The sequence below is a fragment of the Streptomyces sp. ISL-100 genome, from assembly GCF_018614615.1.
Lineage (GTDB): Bacteria > Actinomycetota > Actinomycetes > Streptomycetales > Streptomycetaceae > Streptomyces.
In genome coordinates, this window is record NZ_JAGGOK010000056.1 from 85447 (window position 1) to 108138 (window position 22692).

At 70.4% G+C, this 22692-nt stretch carries 23 protein-coding genes and 1 pseudogene; 16 read left to right on the plus strand and 8 right to left on the minus strand.

Annotated features, from left to right (window positions below; translation table 11 throughout):
* Window positions 1-9 precede the first annotated feature (9 nt).
* The 8 genes and pseudogenes from J7E89_RS24490 (at window position 10) to J7E89_RS24525 (ending at window position 8083) form a co-directional block, all read left to right on the plus strand.
* Entirely contained in the window at window positions 10-264 is a 255-nt protein-coding gene (locus J7E89_RS24490) for a phage terminase large subunit family protein (RefSeq protein ID WP_214976548.1), read from the plus strand.
* Window positions 265-281: 17 nt separating this feature from the next.
* A complete protein-coding gene (locus tag J7E89_RS24495) occupies window positions 282-479 on the plus strand; it encodes a hypothetical protein (protein WP_214976549.1) in 198 nt (65 codons plus the stop codon).
* A gap of 211 nt (window positions 480-690) precedes the next feature.
* The gene (tatA, locus tag J7E89_RS24500; protein ID WP_214976550.1) at window positions 691-990 is read left to right on the plus strand and encodes a Sec-independent protein translocase subunit TatA; all 300 of its coding nucleotides are present in this window, start codon (window positions 691-693) and stop codon (window positions 988-990) included.
* A 115-nt stretch (window positions 991-1105) separates the two neighbouring features.
* The gene (tatC, locus tag J7E89_RS24505; protein ID WP_214976723.1) at window positions 1106-2008 is read left to right on the plus strand and encodes a twin-arginine translocase subunit TatC; all 903 of its coding nucleotides are present in this window, start codon (window positions 1106-1108) and stop codon (window positions 2006-2008) included.
* 18 nt (window positions 2009-2026) lie between these two features.
* Entirely contained in the window at window positions 2027-2938 is a 912-nt protein-coding gene (locus tag J7E89_RS24510) for a diacylglycerol kinase (protein WP_214976551.1), read from the plus strand.
* A 45-nt stretch (window positions 2939-2983) separates the two neighbouring features.
* The gene (locus tag J7E89_RS24515) at window positions 2984-5806 is read left to right on the plus strand and encodes an RNA helicase (RefSeq protein ID WP_214976552.1); all 2823 of its coding nucleotides are present in this window, start codon (window positions 2984-2986) and stop codon (window positions 5804-5806) included.
* Between the two features lie 205 nt (window positions 5807-6011).
* Window positions 6012-7384: pseudogene (locus J7E89_RS24520) on the plus strand (cytochrome P450).
* Window positions 7385-7441: 57 nt separating this feature from the next.
* Window positions 7442-8083, plus strand: a complete 642-nt coding sequence (locus tag J7E89_RS24525) for a TetR/AcrR family transcriptional regulator (RefSeq protein ID WP_214976553.1) — start codon at window positions 7442-7444, stop codon at window positions 8081-8083.
* Between the two features lie 2 nt (window positions 8084-8085).
* Here J7E89_RS24525 and J7E89_RS24530 read toward each other — a convergent pair whose 3' ends face one another.
* Both J7E89_RS24530 and J7E89_RS24535 read right to left on the minus strand, forming a co-directional pair.
* On the minus strand, window positions 8086-8538 hold the full coding sequence (locus J7E89_RS24530; RefSeq protein ID WP_214976554.1) for an ABA4-like family protein: 453 nt from the start codon (window positions 8536-8538) through the stop codon (window positions 8086-8088).
* A complete protein-coding gene (locus tag J7E89_RS24535) occupies window positions 8535-9446 on the minus strand; it encodes a hypothetical protein (protein ID WP_214976725.1) in 912 nt (303 codons plus the stop codon). The genes J7E89_RS24530 and J7E89_RS24535 overlap by 4 nt, the downstream gene beginning before the upstream one ends.
* Before the next feature lie 143 nt (window positions 9447-9589).
* Here J7E89_RS24535 and J7E89_RS24540 point away from each other — a divergent pair, with 143 nt between their 5' ends.
* Window positions 9590-10267, plus strand: a complete 678-nt coding sequence (locus J7E89_RS24540; RefSeq protein ID WP_251061014.1) for a MerR family transcriptional regulator — start codon at window positions 9590-9592, stop codon at window positions 10265-10267.
* Window positions 10268-10322: 55 nt separating this feature from the next.
* Here J7E89_RS24540 and J7E89_RS24545 read toward each other — a convergent pair whose 3' ends face one another.
* Window positions 10323-11165, minus strand: a complete 843-nt coding sequence (locus J7E89_RS24545; RefSeq protein WP_214976555.1) for a siderophore-interacting protein — start codon at window positions 11163-11165, stop codon at window positions 10323-10325.
* Window positions 11166-11230: 65 nt separating this feature from the next.
* Entirely contained in the window at window positions 11231-12136 is a 906-nt protein-coding gene (locus tag J7E89_RS24550; RefSeq protein ID WP_214976727.1) for a 5'-3' exonuclease, read from the minus strand.
* A 154-nt stretch (window positions 12137-12290) separates the two neighbouring features.
* Here J7E89_RS24550 and J7E89_RS24555 point away from each other — a divergent pair, with 154 nt between their 5' ends.
* The 3 genes from J7E89_RS24555 (at window position 12291) to J7E89_RS24565 (ending at window position 13977) form a co-directional block, all read left to right on the plus strand.
* The gene (locus tag J7E89_RS24555) at window positions 12291-12470 is read left to right on the plus strand and encodes a glycine betaine ABC transporter substrate-binding protein (RefSeq protein ID WP_214976744.1); all 180 of its coding nucleotides are present in this window, start codon (window positions 12291-12293) and stop codon (window positions 12468-12470) included.
* 192 nt (window positions 12471-12662) lie between these two features.
* Window positions 12663-13244, plus strand: coding sequence for a helix-turn-helix domain-containing protein (locus J7E89_RS24560; RefSeq protein ID WP_214976556.1), 582 nt, complete (start codon window positions 12663-12665; stop codon window positions 13242-13244).
* Window positions 13245-13260: 16 nt separating this feature from the next.
* Window positions 13261-13977 carry a helical backbone metal receptor gene (locus J7E89_RS24565; protein WP_214976557.1) on the plus strand — a complete coding sequence of 239 codons (717 nt, stop codon included), beginning with the start codon at window positions 13261-13263 and terminating at the stop codon, window positions 13975-13977.
* On the opposite strand, the gene J7E89_RS24570 is transcribed toward J7E89_RS24565, so the two are convergent.
* A complete protein-coding gene (locus J7E89_RS24570) occupies window positions 13916-15064 on the minus strand; it encodes a TDT family transporter (RefSeq protein ID WP_214976558.1) in 1149 nt (382 codons plus the stop codon). The two genes, J7E89_RS24565 and J7E89_RS24570, sit on opposite strands and share 62 nt — an antisense overlap.
* Window positions 15065-15134: 70 nt before the next feature.
* On the opposite strand from J7E89_RS24570, the gene J7E89_RS24575 reads away from it, so the two are divergent.
* Together J7E89_RS24575 and J7E89_RS24580 are read left to right on the plus strand one after the other, a co-directional pair.
* Window positions 15135-16088 carry a LysR family transcriptional regulator gene (locus tag J7E89_RS24575; protein WP_214976559.1) on the plus strand — a complete coding sequence of 318 codons (954 nt, stop codon included), beginning with the start codon at window positions 15135-15137 and terminating at the stop codon, window positions 16086-16088.
* A gap of 36 nt (window positions 16089-16124) precedes the next feature.
* Window positions 16125-16589: a hypothetical protein gene (locus J7E89_RS24580; protein ID WP_214976560.1), complete on the plus strand. Its 465-nt coding sequence runs from the start codon at window positions 16125-16127 to the stop codon at window positions 16587-16589.
* A 204-nt stretch (window positions 16590-16793) separates the two neighbouring features.
* On the opposite strand, the gene J7E89_RS24585 is transcribed toward J7E89_RS24580, so the two are convergent.
* The 3 genes from J7E89_RS24585 to J7E89_RS24595 all read right to left on the minus strand — a co-directional run bounded on the left by J7E89_RS24585 (window position 16794) and on the right by J7E89_RS24595 (window position 19853).
* Window positions 16794-17483 carry a gamma-glutamyl-gamma-aminobutyrate hydrolase family protein gene (locus J7E89_RS24585; RefSeq protein WP_214976561.1) on the minus strand — a complete coding sequence of 230 codons (690 nt, stop codon included), beginning with the start codon at window positions 17481-17483 and terminating at the stop codon, window positions 16794-16796.
* A 33-nt stretch (window positions 17484-17516) separates the two neighbouring features.
* Window positions 17517-18986 carry an ethanolamine permease gene (gene eat, locus J7E89_RS24590; RefSeq protein ID WP_214976562.1) on the minus strand — a complete coding sequence of 490 codons (1470 nt, stop codon included), beginning with the start codon at window positions 18984-18986 and terminating at the stop codon, window positions 17517-17519.
* Window positions 18987-19145: 159 nt separating this feature from the next.
* Window positions 19146-19853 (minus strand): FadR/GntR family transcriptional regulator, encoded by a 708-nt coding sequence (locus J7E89_RS24595; RefSeq protein WP_214976729.1) that lies wholly within the window; start codon window positions 19851-19853, stop codon window positions 19146-19148.
* Between the two features lie 98 nt (window positions 19854-19951).
* Here J7E89_RS24595 and J7E89_RS24600 point away from each other — a divergent pair, with 98 nt between their 5' ends.
* Window positions 19952-21319, plus strand: coding sequence for a glutamine synthetase family protein (locus tag J7E89_RS24600; RefSeq protein WP_214976563.1), 1368 nt, complete (start codon window positions 19952-19954; stop codon window positions 21317-21319).
* On the plus strand, window positions 21286-22692 hold the full coding sequence (locus tag J7E89_RS24605; protein ID WP_214976730.1) for an aldehyde dehydrogenase family protein: 1407 nt from the start codon (window positions 21286-21288) through the stop codon (window positions 22690-22692). The genes J7E89_RS24600 and J7E89_RS24605 overlap by 34 nt, the downstream gene beginning before the upstream one ends.

Sequence of the window (22692 nt, forward strand, 5' to 3'; positions counted from 1 at the left end):
TTGGTGGACATGTCGCTACTGCCAAGGGTTCCCACCCAGGTGGGCCCCGTCCTCTTCAAGGCGGGCTGCCCCGACTGCGGCGCCCGCTTCGAACTGTCGGCGGGCTCGCTGCGCCTCGCGATCGGCGCCAGCCGCCGTACGACCTTCTACTCCTTCACCTGCCCCGAGTGCGAGGCGGCGGTGCGCAAACCGGCGGGCGAGCGGATCATCGAACTGCTCACCGGGGGCGGCGTGCGGACGCTGCGACTCCACTCCACTGTCTGACCGTCTAGGCTCTGCGCATGGTCTGGCCGATGCTCGCAATCGCTCTTGGTTTCTGTGGTCTCGCCGTGCTCGGCGTGCTGGCGATCCGGGTGTTCATGGAGGTCCAGCGCCTCGGGCGCCAGGTCGCCGCCACGTCGCGGGAGATCAACACGGCCGCGGAGAACCTCGAACGGGCGGCCGAGGGCCTGGCTCGCAGTGGCGAAGCCTGGCGGTAGGAAGCGGGGCTGCGATCGGCCGGTTCGGGGGGCGTAGGCTGGTTGAGCGGCTCTTGGAGCGAGGCGTGGGCCGCAATCCGGAGTAGGCACAGGCATTGCCCTGCGTTTACTCCTACGGGTTACGATCGCAGCCAGCGCGGCGTCCGGACATACGTCCGGCCGGTCGGGCATCAGACTCCCTGTCGCCTCGGTGAAGAAGGTAAAAAAAGCTATGGGTAGGATCGGCCCCACCGAGATCATTCTCGTCCTCCTGGTCATCATCTTGCTGTTCGGTGCCAAGAAGCTTCCGGACATGGCTCGTTCGCTGGGCAAGTCGGCCCGCATCCTCAAGAGCGAGGCCAAGGCGATGAAGAAGGACGACGACCAGAGCGCCCCTGCCGACCCGCCGCCGCACGCGACGGGCAACGCCCAGGACCACACCACGCCCGCGCCTCGTACGATCAAGGCCGCGCCCGGTGACGTGACGAGCTCGCGCCCGGTGGCCGAGCCCACTGACACGACCAAGCGCTGACACCTGGGCCGCCGCAGGCACCGTTCCGCGAAGAACGATGATCGCCTGCCGCACGAGATGAGGACGTGGGTTGCTCAAGTCTGCCCCCAAACTGGAGAAGGACCCCGAGGGGCGCATGCCTCTCGTGGAGCACCTGCGTGAGCTCCGCAACCGGCTCGCCAAGGGCGTGCTCGCGATCATGGCGGTCACGATTGTGGCCCTCGTGTACAGCGAGGACCTCATGAAGTTCATGACGAAGTCGGTGCCGAAGTGCCCGCCCAACGTCACCAGCGACGGTGGCAACTGCGCGATCGTCTCCTTCAACACGCTGACGGCTCCCTTCACCGTGACGATCCAGGTCAGCCTCGTCGCGGGTCTCGTTCTCTCGAGCCCGGTCTGGCTGTACCAGCTCTGGGCTTTCGTCGCGCCAGGGCTGCACAAGAACGAGAAGAAGTACACGTACGCGTTCGTCGGCGCCGCGGTGCCGCTGTTCTCGGCCGGCGCATACCTCGCGTATCTCATTCTCCCCATCAGCGTGAAGGTGCTCCTCAGCCTCACGCCGGGTGGTTCGGCGAACATCCTGTCTCTGGGCGACGTCCTCGACTTCACGCTGCGCATGGTGCTCGTCTTCGGCCTGGCCTTCGAGCTGCCGCTGATCCTCGTGATGCTCAACCTCACGGGCATCCTCACCGGCCGTCGCATGCTCGGGTGGTGGCGCGGTGTGATCATGGGGGTCTTCCTCTTCGGCGCGATCATCACGCCGACGACCGACCCGATCGGCATGCTCGCCCTCGCCGGGCCGATTACCTTCCTGTACTTCATGGCGGTCGGATTCTCGCTGCTGAACGACAAGCGACGGGAACGCAACAATCCCGACGCCGGGCTGGACGACGACGAAGCCTCCGAGCTCGACCTCACCCCCGAGGCGATCGGTGAGATCGAGACCGTCCCCGCCGCGCGCGCACTGCCCGAGCAGGCGGGGGCCGAGAGTGCCGGGTCGGGGCCGAAGCAGCTGCAGAGTTACGACGACGTCACCTGACCTTGTAGGGTCCGCCGGGTGACCAGTGAGATCACCCTCTTCGTCAATCCCACCGCCGGACGCGGCCGGGGCGCGCACGCCGCGCAGCCGGCCGCTTCTGCTTTGCGGGACGCGGGATTCTCCGTACGCACGGTCCTCGGCCAGGACGCGGACGACGCCCTGCGGCGGGCGCGCGACGCGGTCGCGGGCGGGACCGGGGCCCTGATAGCCGTCGGCGGGGACGGGATGGCCTCGCTCGCGCTGCAGGCCGTCGCCGGGACGCGAACGCCGCTGGGGTTGATCGCCGTGGGGACCGGCAACGACTTCGCCCGTACGCTCGGACTGCCCGTACGGGAGCCAGCCGCCGCCGGGAGACTGGCCGCCGAAGCGCTCAAGGGCGGGCGGATCATGGACGTGGATCTGGGGCGGGTGGGGGAGAAGTGGTTCGGGACCGTTCTCGCCTCCGGGTTCGACTCGCGGGTCAATGACCGCGGGAACCGGATGCGGTGGCCGAGCGGGCGGTTCAAGTACGACCTCGCGATGATTGCGGAACTGGCCTCCTTCAGGCCTATTCCGTACCGGATCACGCTTGACGGCGGCGACGTCCACGAGGTCGAGGCGACGCTGGTGGCCGTGGGGAACGGGACGTCGTACGGGGGCGGGATGCGGATCTGCGCCGATGCGCGGACCGACGACGGGCTCTTCGACATCACGGTGGTGGGGGACTGCTCCCGTACGACGCTGATCAAGGTCTTTCCGAGGGTGTACAGGGGCACCCATCTCAGCCACCCCAAGGTCTCCGTCCACCGGGCGGCCAAGGTCGAGCTGACGGCGGCGGGGGTTACTGGGTACGCCGACGGGGAACCGCTGGGGGCGCTGCCGCTGACCGCCGTGTGCGTGCCGGGCGCGGCCAGGGTGCTCGGTCCGCCGGTGCTCGGTCCGCGTATTTAAAGATCGGGCTGACTGTCATACGTGGCGGGTAGGCTCGAAGACAAGATGACAGAGGACCTTTCCCCAGCTGAGCGTTACGCCGCTGCCCGGATCCGTACAGCCGAGCAGGCCACCGCGCTTGCGCCCTTCCGCGAGCTGTACGACTTCGAGCTGGACCCGTACCAGGTCGAGGCATGCAAAGCCCTTGAAGCCGGCAAGGGCGTGCTCGTGGCCGCCCCGACCGGCTCGGGCAAGACCATCGTCGGCGAGTTCGCCGTGCACCTGGCGCTCGCCGAGCGCCGTAAATGCTTCTACACCACGCCCATCAAGGCGCTGTCGAACCAGAAGTACCAGGACCTCGTGCGGCGCTACGGCGCCGACAAGGTCGGGCTGCTGACCGGTGACAACAGCGTCAACCCCGACGCCCCGGTGATCGTCATGACCACCGAGGTCCTGCGGAACATGCTGTACGCGGGATCGCAGGCGCTGCGGGGGCTCGCGTATGTCGTGATGGACGAGGTGCACTACCTCTCCGACCGCTTCCGCGGCGCCGTCTGGGAAGAGGTGATCATCCATCTCCCCGACTCGGTGACGCTGGTGTCGCTGTCGGCGACCGTGTCCAACGCGGAGGAGTTCGGCGACTGGCTGGACACCGTCCGCGGCGACACCGAGGTGATCGTCTCCGAGCACCGGCCCGTGCCGCTGTGGCAGCACGTGCTCGCCGGGCGCAAAATGTACGACCTCTTCGAGGAGTCCGACGACGGCAGGGGCGGCAGGCGCGAGGTCAACCCCGACCTGGTGCGCATGGCGCGGATGGAGAACGGCAGCACGTCGTTCACGCGCGGTCGCGGCCGCGGGAACATGCGGGAGGCGGACCGGGAGCGCGAGCGCAGGCAGCGCAGCCGTATCTGGACGCCCGGGAGGCCCGAGGTCATCGAGCGGCTCGACGCCGCGGACCTGCTGCCCGCGATCACCTTCATCTTCAGCCGGGCCGGCTGCGAGGCCGCCGTGCAGCAGTGCATGTACGCGGGCCTGCGGCTCAATGACCAGGACGAGCGCCTGCTGGTCCGCGAGATCGTCGAGGAGCGGACGGCCTCCATCCCGGGCGAGGACCTGAACGTCCTCGGGTACTACGAATGGCTCGAAGGCCTGGAGCGGGGCATCGCCGCCCACCACGCCGGCATGCTGCCGACCTTCAAGGAGGTCGTCGAAGAACTCTTCGTGCGCGGGCTGGTCAAGGCGGTCTTCGCGACCGAGACGCTGGCGCTCGGCATCAACATGCCGGCCCGCTCGGTGGTGTTGGAGAAGCTCGTCAAGTGGAACGGCGAGCAGCACGCGGACATCACCCCTGGTGAGTACACGCAGCTGACCGGCCGGGCCGGGCGGCGCGGCATCGATGTCGAGGGCCACGCGGTCGTGCTCTGGCAGCGCGGCATGGACCCGGGCGCCCTCGCGGGACTGGCCGGGACGCGTACGTATCCGCTGCGCTCCAGCTTCAAGCCGTCGTACAACATGGCGGTGAACCTGGTGCAGCAGTTCGGACGGCACCGGTCGCGCGAGCTGCTCGAGACGTCCTTCGCGCAGTTCCAGGCCGACAAGTCGGTCGTCGGGATCTCGAAGCAGGTCCAGAAGAACGAAGAGGGCATCCTGGGCTACCGGGAGGGCATGACCTGTCACCTCGGGGACTTCGAGGAGTACGCGCGGCTGCGCCGCGAGCTCAAGGACCGCGAGACCGAGCTGGCCAAACAGGGCGCGACGCAGCGGCGGGTCGCGGCGGCCGCGTCGCTGGAGAAGCTGAAGGCCGGCGATGTCATCCATGTGCCCACCGGCAAGTTCGCAGGGCTGGCGCTGGTTCTTGACCCGGGGCTGCCCGCCGGGCGTGCCAACGGGCACCGCGGGTTCGACCAGCACGACGGGCCGCGGCCCCTGGTGCTGACCGCCGAGCGGCAGGTCAAGCGGCTCGCGTCGGTCGACTTCCCGGTGCCGGTCGAGGCGCTGGAGCGGATGCGCATCCCGAAGTCCTTCAACGCGCGCAGCCCGCAGTCGCGGCGCGATCTGGCTTCCGCGCTGCGGACCAAGGCCGGGCACATCGTGCCCGAGCGGCACCGCAAGCAGCGCGCGGCCGCGGCCGACGACCGTGAGATCGCGCGGCTGCGTACCGCACTGCGCGCGCATCCCTGCCACGGCTGCGACGAGCGCGAGGACCACGCCCGGTGGGCCGAGCGCTATCACCGGCTCCAGCGGGACACGAAGCAGCTGGAGCGTCGCATCGAGGGGCGGACGAACACCATCGCCCGTACCTTCGACCGCATCTATGCCCTGCTCACGGAGCTCGACTACCTGCGCGGCGACGCGGCCACCGAGCACGGCAAGCGGCTCGCCCGGCTCTACGGCGAGCTTGACCTGCTGGCGTCCGAGTGCCTGCGCGAGGGAGTGTGGGAAGGCCTGAAGCCGGCCGAACTGGCCGCGTGCGTCTCGGCGTTGGTCTTCGAGGCGCGCCAGGCGGACGACGCGGTCGCGCCGAAGGTGCCGACCGGGCCCGTGAAGATCGCGCTGGTGGAGATGGTCCGCATCTGGGGCAGGCTCGATGCCCTGGAGGAGGACTTCAAGATCAACCAGGCTGAGGGCGTCGGGCAGCGCGAGCCCGACCTCGGCTTCGCCTGGGCGGTGTACATGTGGGCCTCCGGCAAGGGGCTCGACGAGGTGCTGCGCGAGGCGGAGATGCCGGCCGGGGACTTTGTCCGCTGGTGCAAGCAGGTCATCGACGTACTGGGGCAGATCGCGGCGGCCGCGCCGTCCTCGGCGGAGGGCAGTACGGTCACGAAGAACGCCCGCAAGGCGGTCGACGCTGTGCTGCGGGGTGTTGTCGCGTACTCGTCGGTGGGCTGACGGTTCGCTTGAGTGTTACTGGTGCGCCGCTCCCCTGGAAGCTGAGAGGGGGCGGCGCATTGGTGTGTGTGGGGTCAACGGGGCCTGTGTGACGTGTGGTTGTGAGTTATCCACAGGGCTGGTGCGGTGTCGGACCTGTGCGCTTCCATGGAGTCACTCGTAGCGCACGACACGACGCGCGCCACCTGAGCAGGGGAGACCCGTCATGACCACCACGGACACCGGTGCGGCCGTCGGCGTACAGCCGAAGGGGCCAGGGATGACCGTGGCGGGCCCGCGCGGGGTGCCGGTGCTCGGCAATCTGCCGCAGTTCGGGAAGGACCCGCTCGCGTTCTTCGAACGGCTGAGGGCGCGTGGGGACTTGGTGCGCTGGCGGTTCGGGCCCAAGCCGTCGTTGTTCCTGGCCGATCCCGAGCACATCGGCGAGTTGATGACGGAGACGGAACGGACCTTCGACCAGCCGGAGCTCGGGATCGCATTCCGTACGGTGATGGGCAACGGGGTGGTGGTGGCGCGGGGGCCGGACTGGCGTCGAAAGAGGTCGCTGGTGCAGCCGTCCGTACGGCCCAAGCAGGTGCGGTCGTACGCCGCGACGATGGCCGGGTGCGCGGTGGAGCTCGCCGACCGGTGGTCGGACGGTGAACGGATCGACATCAAGCGGGAGATGGCCGCCCTCACCCAGCGGATCGCCGTCCGTACCATCTTCGGCGCGGACACCGATGCCGATGCCGAGGCGATCGGGCGGGCGATGGATGTCGCGCAGCGGGAGATAGGCGCGGAGTTCAGCGGGATCGGGGCGCTGCTGCCGGACTGGGTGCCGACGCGGGGGCGGGCCCGGATCCGGCGGGCCGCCGCGGTCATCGACGCCGAGGTCGCGCGGGTTGTCGCACAGCACCGGCAGGGTGACGGGGAGCGCCCCGATTTGTTGAGCCGGCTGCTCGCCGCGCAGGACGAGACCGGGGCGCGGCTCTCTGACGAGGAGATACGCGACGAGACCGTCACCCTGTACATCGGGGCCACGAGACGACCAGTAGCACGCTGGTGTGGGCGTGGTACTTGCTCGCGCGCAATCCGCGGGTGCGGGAAGCGCTCGCCGGGGAACTGGACCGGGTGCTCGGTGACCGCGAGCCGGGCTTCGAGGACTATGCGCAACTGACGTACGCGCAAGCGGTGGTGAAGGAGACGCTGCGGCTGTATCCGACGATCTGGCTGCTCACCGGGGTGGCCAAGGAGGGTGCGCGGATCGGTGGGCTGCCGCTGGTGCCGGGGACGCGGGTGTGGAGCAGTCAGTGGGCCACTCATCGCGACGCCCGGTGGTTCCCGGAGCCGGAGGAGTTCCGGCCCGAGCGGTGGGATCCGGACGGCGGGGACGAGATACCGGAGTACGCGTGGTTCCCGTTCGGGGGCGGGCCCCGGGTCTGCCTCGGGGCGCGGTTCGCCATGGTCGAGACCGTGCTTGTACTGGCCGTGCTGGCGCGGCGCTTCCAGCTGGACGTCGACCCCGGCGAGATACGGCCGGTGCCGACGCTCACCCTTCAGCCGGACCGGGAGGTGCTGGCCACGGTGCGGGCGCGGTAGGGGATACGGGACGCTGATCGAGATCGACAGACGGGGGGATGTGCGACGATCGGCGTTATGAGCACCACAGGGCGACGGGTCGGACGGCCGCGCGCCGACCAGCGGCCGGACAGCGGGCTCACGCCCCGTGAGGAACTCCTCAAGGCGGCGGCCGAGTTGTTTACCACCCGGGGTTACGCGGCCACGACGACCCGTTCCATTGCCGAACACGCGGGGATGCGTCAGGCGACGATGTACCACCACGTCACCGGCAAGGAAGAGTTGCTCGCCGGCCTCCTGGATTCGACGGTCGCTCCCTCTCTGGTCCTCGCCTGTCGCCTGCTGGCCGATGACACCGTGTCGGCGGAGGCCAGGCTGTGGCAGCTCTGCCGCTCGGACGTCGAGCTGCTGTGCGGCGGTCCGCACAATCTCGGCGCCCTGTACCTGCTGCCCGAGGTGCGCACGGAGGCCTTCGCCGGCTTCCGCCGCGTACGCGCCGATCTCAAGGACGCCTACGGGCAGTTGCTGGCCGCGACCAAGGCCTGCGGCGCGCTCGGCAAGGGCGAGCTGGCGCTCCGTACCGACCTCGTTTTCGGGCTCATCGAGGGCGTGATCCTGATCCACCGCTCTGCTCCTGACCGCCCGCCCGAGGCCTTCGCCGAGGCGACGGCCGATGCGGCACTGCGCATAGCGGGCGTCGCGGAGCGCCCGGCCGCCTGACGTTACGCCGGAGTCCTCACTCGGCTCTGCCGTGTGAGCGCCTTGGTTTTCACCGCGCGCAGGACGAGGAAGACCGGCAGGGCGAACGGTGAGAGCAGGATCGTCAGCACCAGCAGCGGGCCCATCACCAGCGGATGGATCGAGAGCCTGCGCGCTTCGAGGAACATCCACTGGCCGATCAGCAGGTCCCAGGCGATGATCTGGGCCCAGATCGCCCCGGCGCCGTTGGCTTTGGCCGCCAGTTCACGGAAGACGTCGATGTCGGGTGCCTTCACCGCCGCCCACAGCTCCGGGAAGACAGGGAGTGCCATGGCGAAATAGATGACGAGGACCGGAGCGACGGTCCACGGCGATGCCGCGAGCCGCGCGGTCGGTGCCCAGGCGGGGGCGAAGATCAGCAGCAGCCAGACCGGGGCGGCCAGCCAGAAGGTGATTTCGAAGAGCGTTCCGGTCATGCGACGAGCTCCTTGTCAGTGTCGTTCGCCCGTGCGCTTGCGGGAGTTGTGCGCAGCGATACGAGCGTTCCCGCGAGCGCGCCGGCCAGGATCAGCGCCGCGGCCGTCAGCGTCGCGCCGTCCGGGTGGATCAGGGCCTGGCCGCGCAGCGCCTGCCAGGTGACCAGGGCGAGGACGGCGGCGTACGACCCGGAGGCCACCAGGACCAGCCGCAGCCGTACGCGTTCGTCGCGCAGCCGGGCCAGGCGCGGGGCGAGGGCGATGAGGACCAGCAGGAAGAGGGGGATCAGCTGAAGGGCGTGCATGCCGACGAAGTGCGGTATGCGCAGGTCGCCGCCGGTCGTGGACCAGCCCGTCAGCGGCATCGAGGGGCCGCCCTCCGGTACGCCGACGCTGTGGGCCCCGACCACGTCGGAGACTCCCCGGCCGCCGGCCGCCTGCTGCTCGGGGGTTGGCTGCGACATCAGGTTGCCCAGGGCGGCCCCGATCAGCGCGATGACAGCGCCGAGCCGCATCGCCCAGGCGGCCGCGCGGCCGGCCTGCCGAGAGCGGAAGAGCAGGACCGATATGACCAGGGAGCTGATCCACAGCGTCACGATCGTCACGGCCATGACGTTGAACAACAGCCCGTCGAAGGCGGTTTCGTAGTTGAAGTGACTCCGCCTGCCGCGTACCACCTGGCCGACGATGATGACCATCTCGATCGCCCCGGTCAGGGCGACGACTGTGCCGGCCCACCACCCCACCCGGCGGCCGCGGGTGGCGAGCGACAGCATCCAGGCGAGCGTCATCGCGTACATGAGCAGCGATATCGAGAACTTGAGGGGTTTGAACCAGATGGGCGAGCCGACCAAGACCCGTTCGTCGACGGCCATCCCCACCGCCGAGACGACGGCCAGCACAGCCATCACGGCGGAGAAGATGAGCAAGGGCCGGTGCCAGGCGAGCCATGGGCGGGATGAAGGCGCGCTGAGCAGCATAGGGGTCCCCCTGGAGGAGTAATAGATAGTGGCGCTGTCCGCTATCCGATAGCGAGACTATCTATGATGAGATGGGGGTTGGCAAGCACGGAGAGGGCGAACGCGAAGTGCGCATCGGTGAGTTGAGTCGCAGGACCGGGGTTCCGGTGCCGACGGTCAAGTACTACGTACGGGAAGGGCTGCTGCCGGCCGGGCAGCTGACCAGCCCGAATCAGGCGAGTTACGACGAGACGCACGAGCGCAGGCTCCGGCTGATCCGCGCGCTGCTCGATGTGGGCGGGCTGAAGGTGGCCGCAATCCGGGACGTCCTCGCGGTGGTCGACGATCCCGCCCGGCCGGTTCACGGAATACTCGGCGAGGCCACGAACAGCATCATCAAGCGGTACGGCGAGGAGTCGGACGACGAGGCCGTGGCTGCCCGCGCCGAAGTGGACGCCCTGATCGCCCGACGTCACTGGCAGGTCGATCCGGACAATCCGGCCGCCGACGCACTCGCGGCGGCGCTGGCCGCGCTCGGCCGGCTCGGACACGGCGGCTTCAGCCAGGTGCTGGACGACTACGCCGATGCGGCCCAGACGGTCGCACGCGCGGATCTCGGTTACGTCGAGGGGCGGGCCGCGATGGACGATCTCGTGGAGAGCGTGGTGATCGGCACGGTGCTGGGGGACGCGGTGCTCATGGCGCTGCGCAGGCTCGCACAGGTGGACGAGTCCGCCCGTACCTACGGAGGCGACAAGACCCCCCGCTGAAGATCAGCGAGGGGCCGGGTCACTTCCGTACGGACAACAACGGGGGAGCGGACGGTCAGGCGGCGGGCTCCTGCTCGCGCTCGACCTGCTCGTTCCACTCGCGCTTGATCGCACGCCACGCGTCGTCGTCCTGGCCGAGGCGCCAGTAGCCCGAGATGGACAGCCGCTCGCGCGCGATTCCGCGGCCCATGCGCAGGTGGCGGCGGAGGTCCTTCACGAAGCCCGCCTCACCGTGGACGAAGGCGTGGACATCGCCCGCCGGGAAGTCGAGACCGCGCACCGCGGCGATCAGGGTGTCGCCCACCGGGCTCTCGCCCCGGTGCAGCCAGGTCACGTCGACGCCGTCGGGCGTGGAGATCTTCTGCTCCTCCTCGGGGCCCGCCACCTCGACGAAGGCGTGTACGACGGCGCCGTCCGGCATCCGTTCCAGGGAAGCGGCGATCGCCGGAAGCGCGCTCTCGTCGCCCACCAGCAGATGCCAGTCGGCCGCCGGGTCCGGCGCGTAGCCGCCACCGGGGCCGAGGAAGCGCACCGTCTCGCCGGACCGGGCCCGCGCCGCCCATGGGCCGGCCAGGCCCTCGTCGCCGTGCACCACGAAGTCGACGGTCAGCTCGCGCTGTACGGCGTTCCACGCCCGCACCGTGTACGTCCGGGTCACCGGCCACTGCTCCGCCGGGAACTCCTCGCGGATGCGGGCCATGTCGAACGGCTCCGGGTACACCGCTCCGGCCGCCGGGAACAGCACCTTGATGTAGTGGTCGGTGAACTCGTCGGCCGCGAAGCCGGCCAGCCCCTCACCGCCCAGGACGACGCGCACCATGTGCGGCGTGATCCGCTCGGTGCGCACCACCTGTGCCTCACGAACCTGCGGTGTCTTGCGGGCCGGTCGTTCTGCCACGGCGCTTTCCCCTGACTCTCGCTTGCTCCGACACTTGCATGCTTAGGCTTACCTAAGTTAGCAGTCTAGCCATGGAGAGTGTCGAGCAGCCGCTGCAGCGAGCTGCCGAGCCCCCACCGCGCCGCGAGTTCGTCGAGCGACGCGGGGTCGCGCGGCTCGGTGGGCAGCGCCGGATCGAAGTCCGGCAGTGGTACGTCGGAGGCGACGCGCACCACCTTCGGCGCGACGGCGATGTAGTCCCGCGCCTCGTCCAGCCGCTTGCGCTGAGACGGCGTCAGCTTGGACATGGGGTCGCCGACCGCCGCCATGATCCCGGCCAGGTCTCCGTACGCGTCGAGGAGCTTCGCGGCCGTCTTCTCGCCGATCCCGGGAACGCCCGGAAGTCCGTCGCTCGGGTCGCCGCGCAGGAGCGCCAGATCGACGTACCCGGGACCGTTCACCCCGTACTTGTCGCGCAGCCACGCCTCGTCGGTGACCTGAAGCGAGCCGACACCCTTCAGCGGATACAGCACCCGCACCTCACGGGCATCGTCGACCAGCTGGAAGAGGTCGCGGTCCCCGGTGACGATGTCCACGGGCCCGGTGGCCAGGCCGGTGAGCGTCCCGATCACATCGTCCGCCTCGTACGGCTCCACGCCCACCCGGGCGATTCCGAGCGCGTCGAGCACGTCCTCGATGATCGGCACCTGCGGGCTGAGCGTGTCGGGGATGACCTCCTCGTCCGGACCCGTCTCGGTCTCCTCGGCGACACGGTGCGCCTTGTAGGAGGGGATCAGGTCGACCCGCCACTGCGGCCGCCAGTCGGCGTCCATGCAGGCGACGAGGTCGTCGGGATGGTGGGTCTGGACGAGTTGGGTGATGAAGTTGAGCAGGCCGCGTACGGCGTTGACGGGCGTACCGTCCGGGGCGCGTACGGAGTCCGGGACTCCGAAATATGCGCGGAAGTAGAGGGAAGCGGTGTCGAGGAGCATCAGGCGTCGCGTCACACCCCGATGATGCCGTACGGCCCCAATGCCGTACGTCGCGAAAGTGGCCGGCAGGTGAAGTGGATCACCCCGCGTTTGGCTCGTGTAGGCAAGGGCAGGCGTCGCCTCGGAGCAGACCCATTGTGGATTCAACTTCTTGATGGCGAACTACCCGCAGCTGACCAGATGGTTCAAGAACTTCAAGCTGAGCGAGCAGCAGCTCGGCGGCCTGGAGAACGAGATCCACAAGCGTGGCACCGGGCATGAGGAGGAAGCAGTGAAGGCCTGGATGAAGGAGAACCCGGGCATCGCGGAGAAGATGGCGCCGGCCGCGGGCTGAGCCGGTGCCGACGCCGTAGCACCACCGAGGGGTGGGCATCGCCTGGCGGGCGATGTCCACCCCTCGGTGTGTCCTGACCTGGACAGGGGGGCCTTCCCTGACGTATGTACGAAACCGGCGCGCGAAGCTGCGTAGGCTGCACTCAGTGCCGATGAGTGATGACGACCACGAGACAGGGAGGGAGCCGGAGCGATGGACGACAAGGAAACTCTTCGGGTCGGTACGGCCGTCCGGAGGCGCCGCAAGTCCCTGGCCCTCACCCTGGCCACGGTCGCGGCCCGCAGCGGCCTCTCGGTGCCATTCCTCAGTCAGATCGAGAACGAGCGCGCAAGACCCAGCACCCGCTCCCTGGAGCGGGTGGCCCAGGCGCTGGAGACCTCGGCGGCCGAGCTGATCGCCGCCGCCGACTCGGGGCGTACGGTCGATGTCGTACGGGCCGGGGAGGAAGACGGCGACGGCGCGGCCGTGCGGTGTGTGGTGCGCGGCAGGCATCAGCTGCGCGCCACCGAATACATCGGCGAGCAGGACACCGGGCGCGAGTTCCAGCACCACGGCGACGAGCTGATGTACATCGCCGACGGCGCCGCCGAGGTGGAGGCGGAAGGCCGGGCGTACCGGCTGGAGCGCGGGGACACGCTGTTCCTGTCCGGTGGCGTACGGCACCGGTGGCGGGCCACCGAGCCGGGCACCCGGATCCTCGTCGTAGCGGCGGCCGGCACGGTCGGACACGGCGACGACGGCGACTCCGACGCCGACCCGCGTCAAGTCGGCTGACGGCGGGCAGGCCGCCGTGCGCCCACGCGTCGTCTCGCTCGTACCGTCCCTGACGGAGGCCGTGGCCGTCAGCGCGCCCGGCCTGCTCGTCGGGGCGACCGACTGGTGCAGCCACCCGGCGGACCTCGACGTCGTACGGATCGGCGGGACGAAGAATCCGGACGTCGAGGCGGTCGTACGACTGCGCCCCGATCTCGTGATCGCCAACGAGGAAGAGAACCGCGAGCCCGATCTGGCCGCCCTGCGGCAGGCCGGGCTCACCGTCATGGTCACCGTGATCCGCGATCTGCCCGAGGCCTTTGCCGAGCTGGAGCGGGTGCTGGTCGACGGCTGCGGTCTCAGCGCCCGACCCGCCTGGCTCGATGCGGCGGAGGCGGCCTGGGGTGACGTGCCGATGGGCGGCCTGCGGCTGAAGGCGGTCGTGCCGATCTGGCGCAGGCCCTGGATGGTGCTGGGGCGCGACACCTTCGCCGGGGACCTGCTGGCCAGATTCGGCGTAGACCACCTCTACGCCGGCCACGCCGAGCGCTACCCGCGCGTCCCCCTCGACGAACTGCGCGCCTCCGGTGCGGACCTGGTCGTACTCCCCGACGAGCCCTACCGCTTCACGGCCGACGACGGGCCCGAGGCCTTCCCCGGACTGCCCGCCGCGCTCGTCAGCGGGCGCCATCTCACGTGGTACGGGCCGTCATTGGCCGAGGCGCCCCGGGTGCTGCGAGCAGCGCTCCGCTGACCAGCCCGCGAGCCGTACGTACTCCGGCGACCGCCCAGGCCACGACGAGCGCCGCGTACAAGGCCGCCGCCAGCCAGCCGAGGGCGTCGAGGCCGGTGTGGCGGGCGAGTCCGGCGGCGCCCGTCACGCATGTACCGACGGGGAAGGTGAACGCCCACCACGTCATGGCGAACGTCATGCCGTTCCTGGCCGCCCTGACCACCATCGCCGCGGCGAGCGCCAGCCACAGCAGCGCGAAGCCCATCACGGGAACGCCGTAGAGGACCGCGAACGCGCCGAGTGCGTCGGCGTACGGCGCCTGCGTCGCTCCCGGCGCCACGTCCGCGAGGGAGTTGACCGCGGTGGTGGACTGGCCGAGCGGGCCGAGGACGAGGAACAGGGTCGGTGTCAGCGCGAGCGGAAGCGGGCCGTGCTGGAGGAGGCGCGCGAAGATCAGCGGCATCATCAGCAGCGTGGCGAGCAGGCTGAGCCCGAACATCCCGTAGCAGCAGAGCAGCATCGATTCCCGCCACTGGCCCGCGGGCAGATACGGGACGATCTGCGGCCCGAGCGCGGCCGAGACCATCGGCGCCACCACCGGCAGCAGCCACACGGGCGAGGCACTGCCGGGCTCGACACGGTGACGTACGACCATCAGGTACGGGATCGCGACGGCGGCCCCCAGACCGACGGCTGTCCCCGCGCCCCACAACACCGTGCCGGCGGCAACGGCGGCGTCGAGGCCGATGACGTCCCTGCCGACCGTCACCGTGGTGCCGCCGACCGACAACAGCGCCATGGCCAGGCAGCCGTAGAAGGGGGCGACGGCCGGGTCGAGGAGGTGGGCGCCCGCCTGGTCGCGGTGGTACGCCCAGTGCCCGGCGCGCGCGAGCAGCAGGGCGCCGAGCAGCAGCGCGGAAAGCCCCCAGACGACGGTGAGTGCGGGGCGCAGGCCGGGGACGGCGAAGGGGAGGGCGGCGCCGGCGTTGGCGACGATGGAGGTGCCCATGACCGTGGCGTACCAGTTGGGGCCGAGATGGCGCAGCGCGGGGAGCTGTCGTCCGGCGGGGGCGGCGAGGAGAGAGCGCGGCTGCGCATACGTGGCCATACGCCCACACTGGACGTACCGAGCGGCACCCACCAGAGACGGTCTTCCTATGAGGTCATAAACTGACCTTATGGCTTTCGATGACTCCATCCCCGCCTCCGGCGACAGGGCGCCGCTCGCGCACCGGGTGCCCGACCTCGGCGCCATGGAACTGCTGCTCGGTGTCGCCCGGCTCGGCAGCCTCGGACGCGCGGCGCGGGAGCTCGGCATCAGCCAGCCTGCCGCGAGCAGCCGTATCCGGTCCATGGAACGGCAGCTCGGTGTCGCCCTCGTCGACCGTTCGCCGCGCGGCTCGCGCCTCACCGAGGCGGGGGCGCTCGTCACCGACTGGGCGCGCCGGGTGGTGGAGGCGGCCGAGGCCTTCGACGCGGGGGCGCAGGCGCTGCGCGGGCGGCGGGACTCGCGGCTGCGCGTCGCGGCCAGCATGACGATCGCCGAGTATCTGCTGCCGGGCTGGCTGATCGCACTGAGCGGACAGCGCCCCGGTACGGCGGTGTCGCTGCTGGCGGGCAACTCCGCCGCCGTCGCGGAGCGCCTGCTCACCGGTGAGGCCGACCTGGGTTTCGTGGAGGGCCTGGCCATACCGGACGGTCTCGACGGCGTCGTCATAGGCCACGACCGGCTCGTCGTGGTCGCGGCCAAGGACCACCCCTGGGCGCGCCGGCGCCGTCCGGTGGACGCGCGGGAACTGGCCGAGGCGTCACTCATCCTGCGCGAGAAGGGCTCCGGCACCCGGCAGGTCCTGGACGCGGCGCTCGCCGGGTACGGCGGCCTGGCCGACCCGCTCCTCGAACTCGCTTCCACGACAGCGGTGAAGGCGGCGGCCGTCAGCGGCGCGGGCCCCAGCGTGCTCAGCGAACTCGCCGTGCGGGAGGAGCTGGCCTCGCGCCGCCTCGTCGAAATACCGGTCGATGGCGTGCGGCTGCGCCGCGACCTGCGGGCGGTCTGGCCGACGGGACCCCGGCCCACGGGGCCCGCGCGGGACCTGCTGGGGCTGACGCGCCCGGCTCCGGAGAAGGGCTGACTGTTTGTCATGGCCCTTAGCGGATACCCGAAGGGCATGACTGAACAGGACAAGAACACCAAGCCCAAGTCCAACGCCAACGCCACAGCGGCCCGTGCCTCCTCCGGGACCACCGCCTCCAGGACCACCGGAAAGGCCGCGGACACGGCGGGCGCGGCGAAGGCCGCGGCCGATGACGCCACCGCCAAGGCCGCGGACACGGCGGGCACGGCGAAGGCCGCAGCGGCCGACACCACCGCGAAGGCCACGGACGCGGTCGGTTCCGCGAAGGCCGCCGGAATCAAGGGAGTCGAGGCGGGCCGTCAGGCCCTGGACACCGCGGCCGGCAAGGTCGCGTCGACCGCGTCCACCGCGTGGGTGCTGCTCAACGCGCGCAAGGCCGTCATCGCGGGCGCGAGCGCCGGCGCGGTGGCGATCGGCGCCGCCTCGTTCGTGGCGGGCCGCAAGGCCGAACAGCGCACCATGGGCCCGGTCGCCCGCCTGCTGTCGGGGCGTATCTGACTCACGCGCGCGGCACGGCACGGCACAGCGCCCACGTTCGCCGACGAGAACGACCGGGCAGCGCCCCCGGTTCACGTGCTGCCGGACAGGACCATCACATAGCGCCGGCGGGCGCGTCAGGCGCGGAGCCGCACTGACCGATCGCCGCAGCCCCTGCCCGGGCGTAGGGGCGCGCGGCGGGCTCGTCCGTCCGACGGCTGCCGCTTACACAGCGGCGACCGCTGCCGCCGACACCAACGCCTCCATCACCCGCAGGTCCCCGCCCATCTCCGGGTGCCACTGGACGCCGAGCACCCATTGTTCGCCGGGCAGTTCGAGAGCCTCGGGCGTCCCGTCCGCGGCGTACGCCGACACCACCAGGCCGTCACCGAGCCGGTCGGCGGCCTGGTGGTGGTACGTCGGTACGCCGGTCTCCTCCGGTACGGCCGAGGCGTAGCGCGTGCCGGGCACCGGCTTCACCGCGTGCTCGCCGAAGACCCCCGGGCCGCCGGTGTGACCGTCCAAGTGCTGGACAAGGGTGCCGCCGAGCGCGACGTTCAGCAGCTGCATGCCGCGGCAGATGCCGAGCAGCGGCGTACCGGACGCCAAAGCGGCCTTGATCAGGGCGAGTTCCCACGCGTCCCGCTCCCGGGCCGGCGGCCCGGTGCGGGGGTGCGGATCGGCTCCGTACCGTACGGGCTCCACATCGGCGCCGCCCGCCACGACCAGGCCGTCGAGGCGGGCCACCACCTCCCCGGCGTACGACGGCGAGTCGGGCGGCACCATCGCGGCGAGGCCGCCCGCCGCCTGCACGAGGCGCGGATATCCGGCCGGGAGCAGGGCGGCGGGCAGGTCCCAGACGCCCCACTTGGCGGGCTCCAGGTAGGTGCTGATGCCGATGAGCGGCTTGGACACGGATCCTCCGGTCGGTGTGGGGCTCAGTGGTGATCAGTCGCGTTCGAGTTCGGCTTCGGCCTCCGCCAGGGCGGCGAACTCCTCCTCGGGAGCCGCGGCGACGAGCCGGTTGCGACTGTAGAACGCGAAGTAGGCGAGAGCGACGACGTACACCCCCAGCGCGATGAACGCCGCGTCCTTGTCCACCAGGAACGTCGCCACCAGCGCCGACAGCGCCAGCACGAAGGCCACGGACGACGTGACGACGCCGCCCGGCGTGCGGTACGGGCGGTGCAGTCCGGGCTCGCGGCGGCGCAGCACGATGTGGGAGAGCGCCATCAGGGCGTACGAGATGGTGGCGCCGAAGACCGCGATGTTCAGCATCCGCGCGCCGTCCCCGGTCCCCGCCGCCAGCGCGAAGCCGATCGCGCCGGGGATGAGCAGCCCGAGGTACGGGGCCTTGCGGCGGCTGGTCAGCGACAGGAAGCGGGGCAGGTAGCCGGCCCGGGAGAGGGCGAAGAGCTGCCGTGACCCGGCGTAGATGAGCGAGAAGAACGAGGCGACGAGGCCCGCCAGTCCCGCGTAGTTGACGAAGCGGCTGAGCGGCGTCGGATCGCCGTCGCCCTGGAGCGCCACGACCAGCGGATTGCCCGCGTCCTGGACTGCGGCCGAGCCGCGAGCGCCGGTGGCCGCGAAGAAGGTGATCAGGGCGAGCAGCGCGAGGACGGCCATGGAGATGGCGAGGGCGCGCGGCATGGAACGCACGGGGTCTTTCGCCTCCTCGGCGGCCAGCGGAACACCTTCCACGCCGAGGAAGAACCACATGCCGAAGGGGAAGGCGGCCCAGATGCCGAGCAGTCCGAAGGGCAGCCAGGAGTTGGCGCCGAGGGCTTCCTTGTCGACCGGGATGTCGTTGAGGTTGTCCGCGCTGAACTCCGTGAACGCGCCGACCGCGAAGATCAGCAGCGCGGCCACGGCGATGGCGGTCACGACGAGGCTGAAGCGCAGCGCCTCGCCGACGCCCCACAGGTGGATGCCGATGAAGATGACGAAGCAGGCCAGGTAGACCGGCCAGCCGGCGGTGAGCCCGAAGAGGTTCAGCGACTCGACGTACTGGCCGATGAAGATGGAGATGGCCGCGGGCGCCAGGATGTACTCGATCAGGATCGCGGTGCCGGTCAGGAAGCCGCCCCAGGTGCCGAGCGCGCGCCGGGCGAAGCCGTAGCCGCCGCCCGCCGTGGGAAGGATGGCGGACAGCTCGGCGAGTGAGAAGACCAGGCAGGCGTACATCACGCCCATCAGGAGGGTGGCGATCGCGAGCCCGCCGAAGCCGCCTTCGGCGAGGCCGATGTTCCAGCCGGAGAAATCGCCGGAGACGACGTACGCGACGCCGAGTCCGGTGAGCAGCAGCCAGCCGGCGCTGCCGCGGCGCAGGGTGCGCCGTTGCAGATAGCCGGCATCGGTATCGGTGGAGGCTGGTGCTGCTGTGGGTGGTGGGGTGCGCGAGTCGGTGCTGTCGGCCATGAGCCGCTCCTGCCTCGGGTCAATGCTCGGGTCAATGGTGGGTGGCCATACCTTTGTGGTTCGGCCGGTCCCAGCGCAAGACCTGTGCGTTAAGCCGCTGTTACGGATCCGCATCGTCCGGCGTCACATGTCCCATGCGGTCGCATGTCGCATGTCTTGTCACGTGAGGAATCCCCGCAGCAGCGCGGCCGTGCCCGAGCAGTGCTCGCGCATCACCTCGCGCGCCCCGTCAGCGTCGCCGTCGAGCACCGCCTCGACCAGTGCGGTGTGCTGCTGCTGAGAGTGCTCCAGGTTGCGCACGAGCAGCGGGATGCAGTCGAGCAGGCCGTTCACCGTCGCGCGTACGGCGGCGTACTGCGCGGTCAGGGTCGGCGACCCGGACAGCTCCGCGAGCGTGAGATGCAGCAGGGTGTCCAGCCGGCGGTAGTCGGCCAGCGGCGCGTCGTGCGTCGCGGCGAGCGCCGCCCGCAGCCGCTGTGCGCCGTCCTCGTCGAGCCCGTACGCCGCACACAGCCCGGCCGCACCGACCTCCAGCACCTCGCGGAAGCGCAGCGTGTCCTCCACGTCGACGGCCTCCACTCGCCGGCGCAGCTCGCCCTCCCCGGAGGCGTCCGGGTGCGGCAGCACGAACGTACCGCCGTACCTGCCGCGCCTGCTCTCGACGAGGCCCTGGTCCTGGAGGACCTTCAGGACCTCGCGCAGCGTGACCCGGCTGATCCGCAGGCGGTCGGCCAGCTCGCGCTCGGCGGGCAGCCGTTCCCCGACGGGCACCAGGCCCAGGCGCAGGACCTGGAGGATCTGCTCCAGCGCCTCCTCGAAGCCGTTCCCCGCCCGGACGGGCCGCAGGACGGGCGTCAGAGGGTCCATCGAGCCGATTTCATTCGCCACGTTGCGGTTTCCCCTTCCCAAGCAATGGTCTTCAGCAATACCTTATGGCTTCCGGCTGACCGAAGGAGGAACTTTCCGTGGCAGACCGCACACCCCCGCTAGCTCTTGAGGAGCTCCGTGCCCTCGTGGCGAGCGGTGAGATCGACACAGTCGTCCTGGCCTTCCCCGACATGCAGGGGCGCCTCCAGGGCAAGCGGTTCGCCGCCCAGTTCTTCCTCGACGACGTACTGGACCACGGCACCGAAGGCTGCAACTACCTCCTGGCCGTCGACACCGAGATGAACACGGTCGACGGATACGAGATGGCCTCCTGGGACCGCGGCTACGGCGACTTCGCCATGCACGCTGACCTCTCCACCCTGCGGCGCGTTCCCTGGAACGACGGCACGGCCATGCTCATCGCCGACCTGGCCTGGAACGACGGCGCACCGGTAGTGGCCGCTCCCCGCCAGATCCTGCGCCGCCAGCTGGAGCGCCTCGCCGAGCTCGGCTACACCGCACACGTCGGCACAGAGCTTGAATTCATCGTCTTCAAGGACAGTTACGAGGAAGCCTGGAACCGGGGCTACAAGGACCTCGTACCCGCGAACCAGTACAACATCGACTACTCGGTCCTCGGCACCGGCCGCATCGAACCTCTCCTGCGCCGCATCCGCAACGACATGACCGCCGCAGGCCTGACCGTCGAGTCGGCCAAGGGCGAGTGCAATCCCGGGCAGCACGAGATCGTCTTCAAGTACGACGAAGCCCTCGTCACCTGCGACCAGCACGCCATCTACAAGACGGGTGCCAAGGAAATCGCCTCACAGGAGGGTGTCTCGCTCACCTTCATGGCGAAGTACAACGAGCGCGAGGGCAACTCCTGCCACATCCACCTCTCCTTGCAGGATGCGGACGGCCGCAACGTCATGGCGGGCGACGACGCCCCCGACGGAATGTCCCCCGTCATGCGGCACTTCCTCGCCGGACAGCTCGCCGCCCTCCGTGACTTCGCGCTCCTCTACGCGCCGAACATCAACTCCTACAAGCGCTTCCAGCCCGGCTCCTTCGCCCCGACCGCCGTCGCCTGGGGCCACGACAACCGCACCTGCTCCCTGCGCGTCGTCGGCCACGGCCGCTCCATGCGCTTCGAGAACCGGCTGCCCGGCGGCGACGTCAACCCGCACCTCGCCGTCGCGGGCCTGGTCGCGGCCGGCCTCTACGGCATCGAGCACAAACTCGAACTCCCCGAGGTCTGTACGGGCAACGCCTACACCGGCGGCTACGAGCACGTCCCCACATCGCTGCGCGAGGCCGCCGGACTCTGGGAGAACAGCCCCATCGCCAAGGCGGCCTTCGGCGACGAAGTCGTCGCGCACTACCGCAACATGGCGCGGGTCGAACTCGAAGCGTTCGACTCCGCGGTGACCGACTGGGAGCTCCGCCGCTCCTTCGAACGACTGTGAGGCCCGCCGTGTCCCTCGAGCACCACATCCTCAACCCGGCCACCGAAGAAGTCATCGCCACCGTCGCGGCCTCGACCGCCGCCGACATCGACGCGGCGGTTGTACGGGCCACCGGGGCGCAGCGCGCCTGGGCGGCGGCCGCACCCGCCGACCGCGCCCGGCTGCTGCGCCGCTTCGCGGCCAAGGTCGACGAGCACATCGAGGAACTGGCTCAGCTGGAGGTCCGCGAGGCCGGGCACACCCTCGGCAACGCACGCTGGGAAGCGGGCAACGTACGCGATCTGCTCGACTTCGCCGCCGGGGGAGTGGAACGCCTCAGCGGCCGGCAGATCCCGGTCGCCGGCGGCCTGGACATCACCCTCCTCGAACCGCTCGGCGTCATCGGGGTGATCGCACCGTGGAACTTCCCCATGCCGATCGCCGCCTGGGGAACGGCCCCCGCGCTCGCCGCCGGTAACGCCGTCATTCTCAAGCCCGCCGAGACCACCCCGCTGACCGCCCTGCGCCTCGCCGGACTCGCCCTCGAAGCGGGCCTCCCCGACAACCTCTTCCAGGTCCTGCCGGGAGCGGGCGACGTGGCGGGCAACGCCCTGGTCGAGCATCCCGGCGTAGCGAAGATCGTCTTCACCGGCTCGACGCGTGTCGGCAAGCAGATCATGGCCAAGTGCGCCGATCGCGTGAAGCGCGTGACCCTCGAGCTCGGCGGCAAGAGCCCCAACATCGTCTTCGCCGACGCCGATATCGAGGCCGCCGTCGCCGCCACCCCCATGTCCTTCCTGGACAACTCCGGGCAGGACTGCTGCGCCCGTACGCGCATTCTCGTCCAGCGTTCGGCGTACGACCGCTTCCTGGAGCTCCTCGCCCCCGCGATCGAGGGCGTGGTGGTCGGCGACCCGTCGGACGACAAGACTCAGATGGGCCCGCTGATCTCCAAGTCCCAGCTGGAGCGCGTACGGTCGTACGTCCCCAAGGGCGCGGAGGCCATTCGCGGCAGCGCGCCGCAGGGGCCGGGCTTCTGGTTCGCGCCGACGGTCCTCACGGGCGTCGGCCCGGACGCGGCCGCCGCGACGGAGGAGGTCTTCGGCCCCGTCGCCGTCGTCCTGCCCTTCGACGACGAGGAGGACGCGGTCCGGCTCGCCAATGCCACCGAGTACGGCCTGTCCGGCTCCATCTGGACGCGGGACGTGGGCCGAGCCCTGCGCGTCTCGCAAGGCGTCAGGGCGGGCAACCTGTCCGTCAACTCGCACAGCAGCGTGCGCTATTCGTCCCCCTTCGGCGGCTACAAGCAGTCCGGGCTCGGCCGCGAACTGGGCCCCGACGCGCTCACCGCTTTCACCGAAACCAAGAACATCTTCATCAGCACGGAGGCCTGA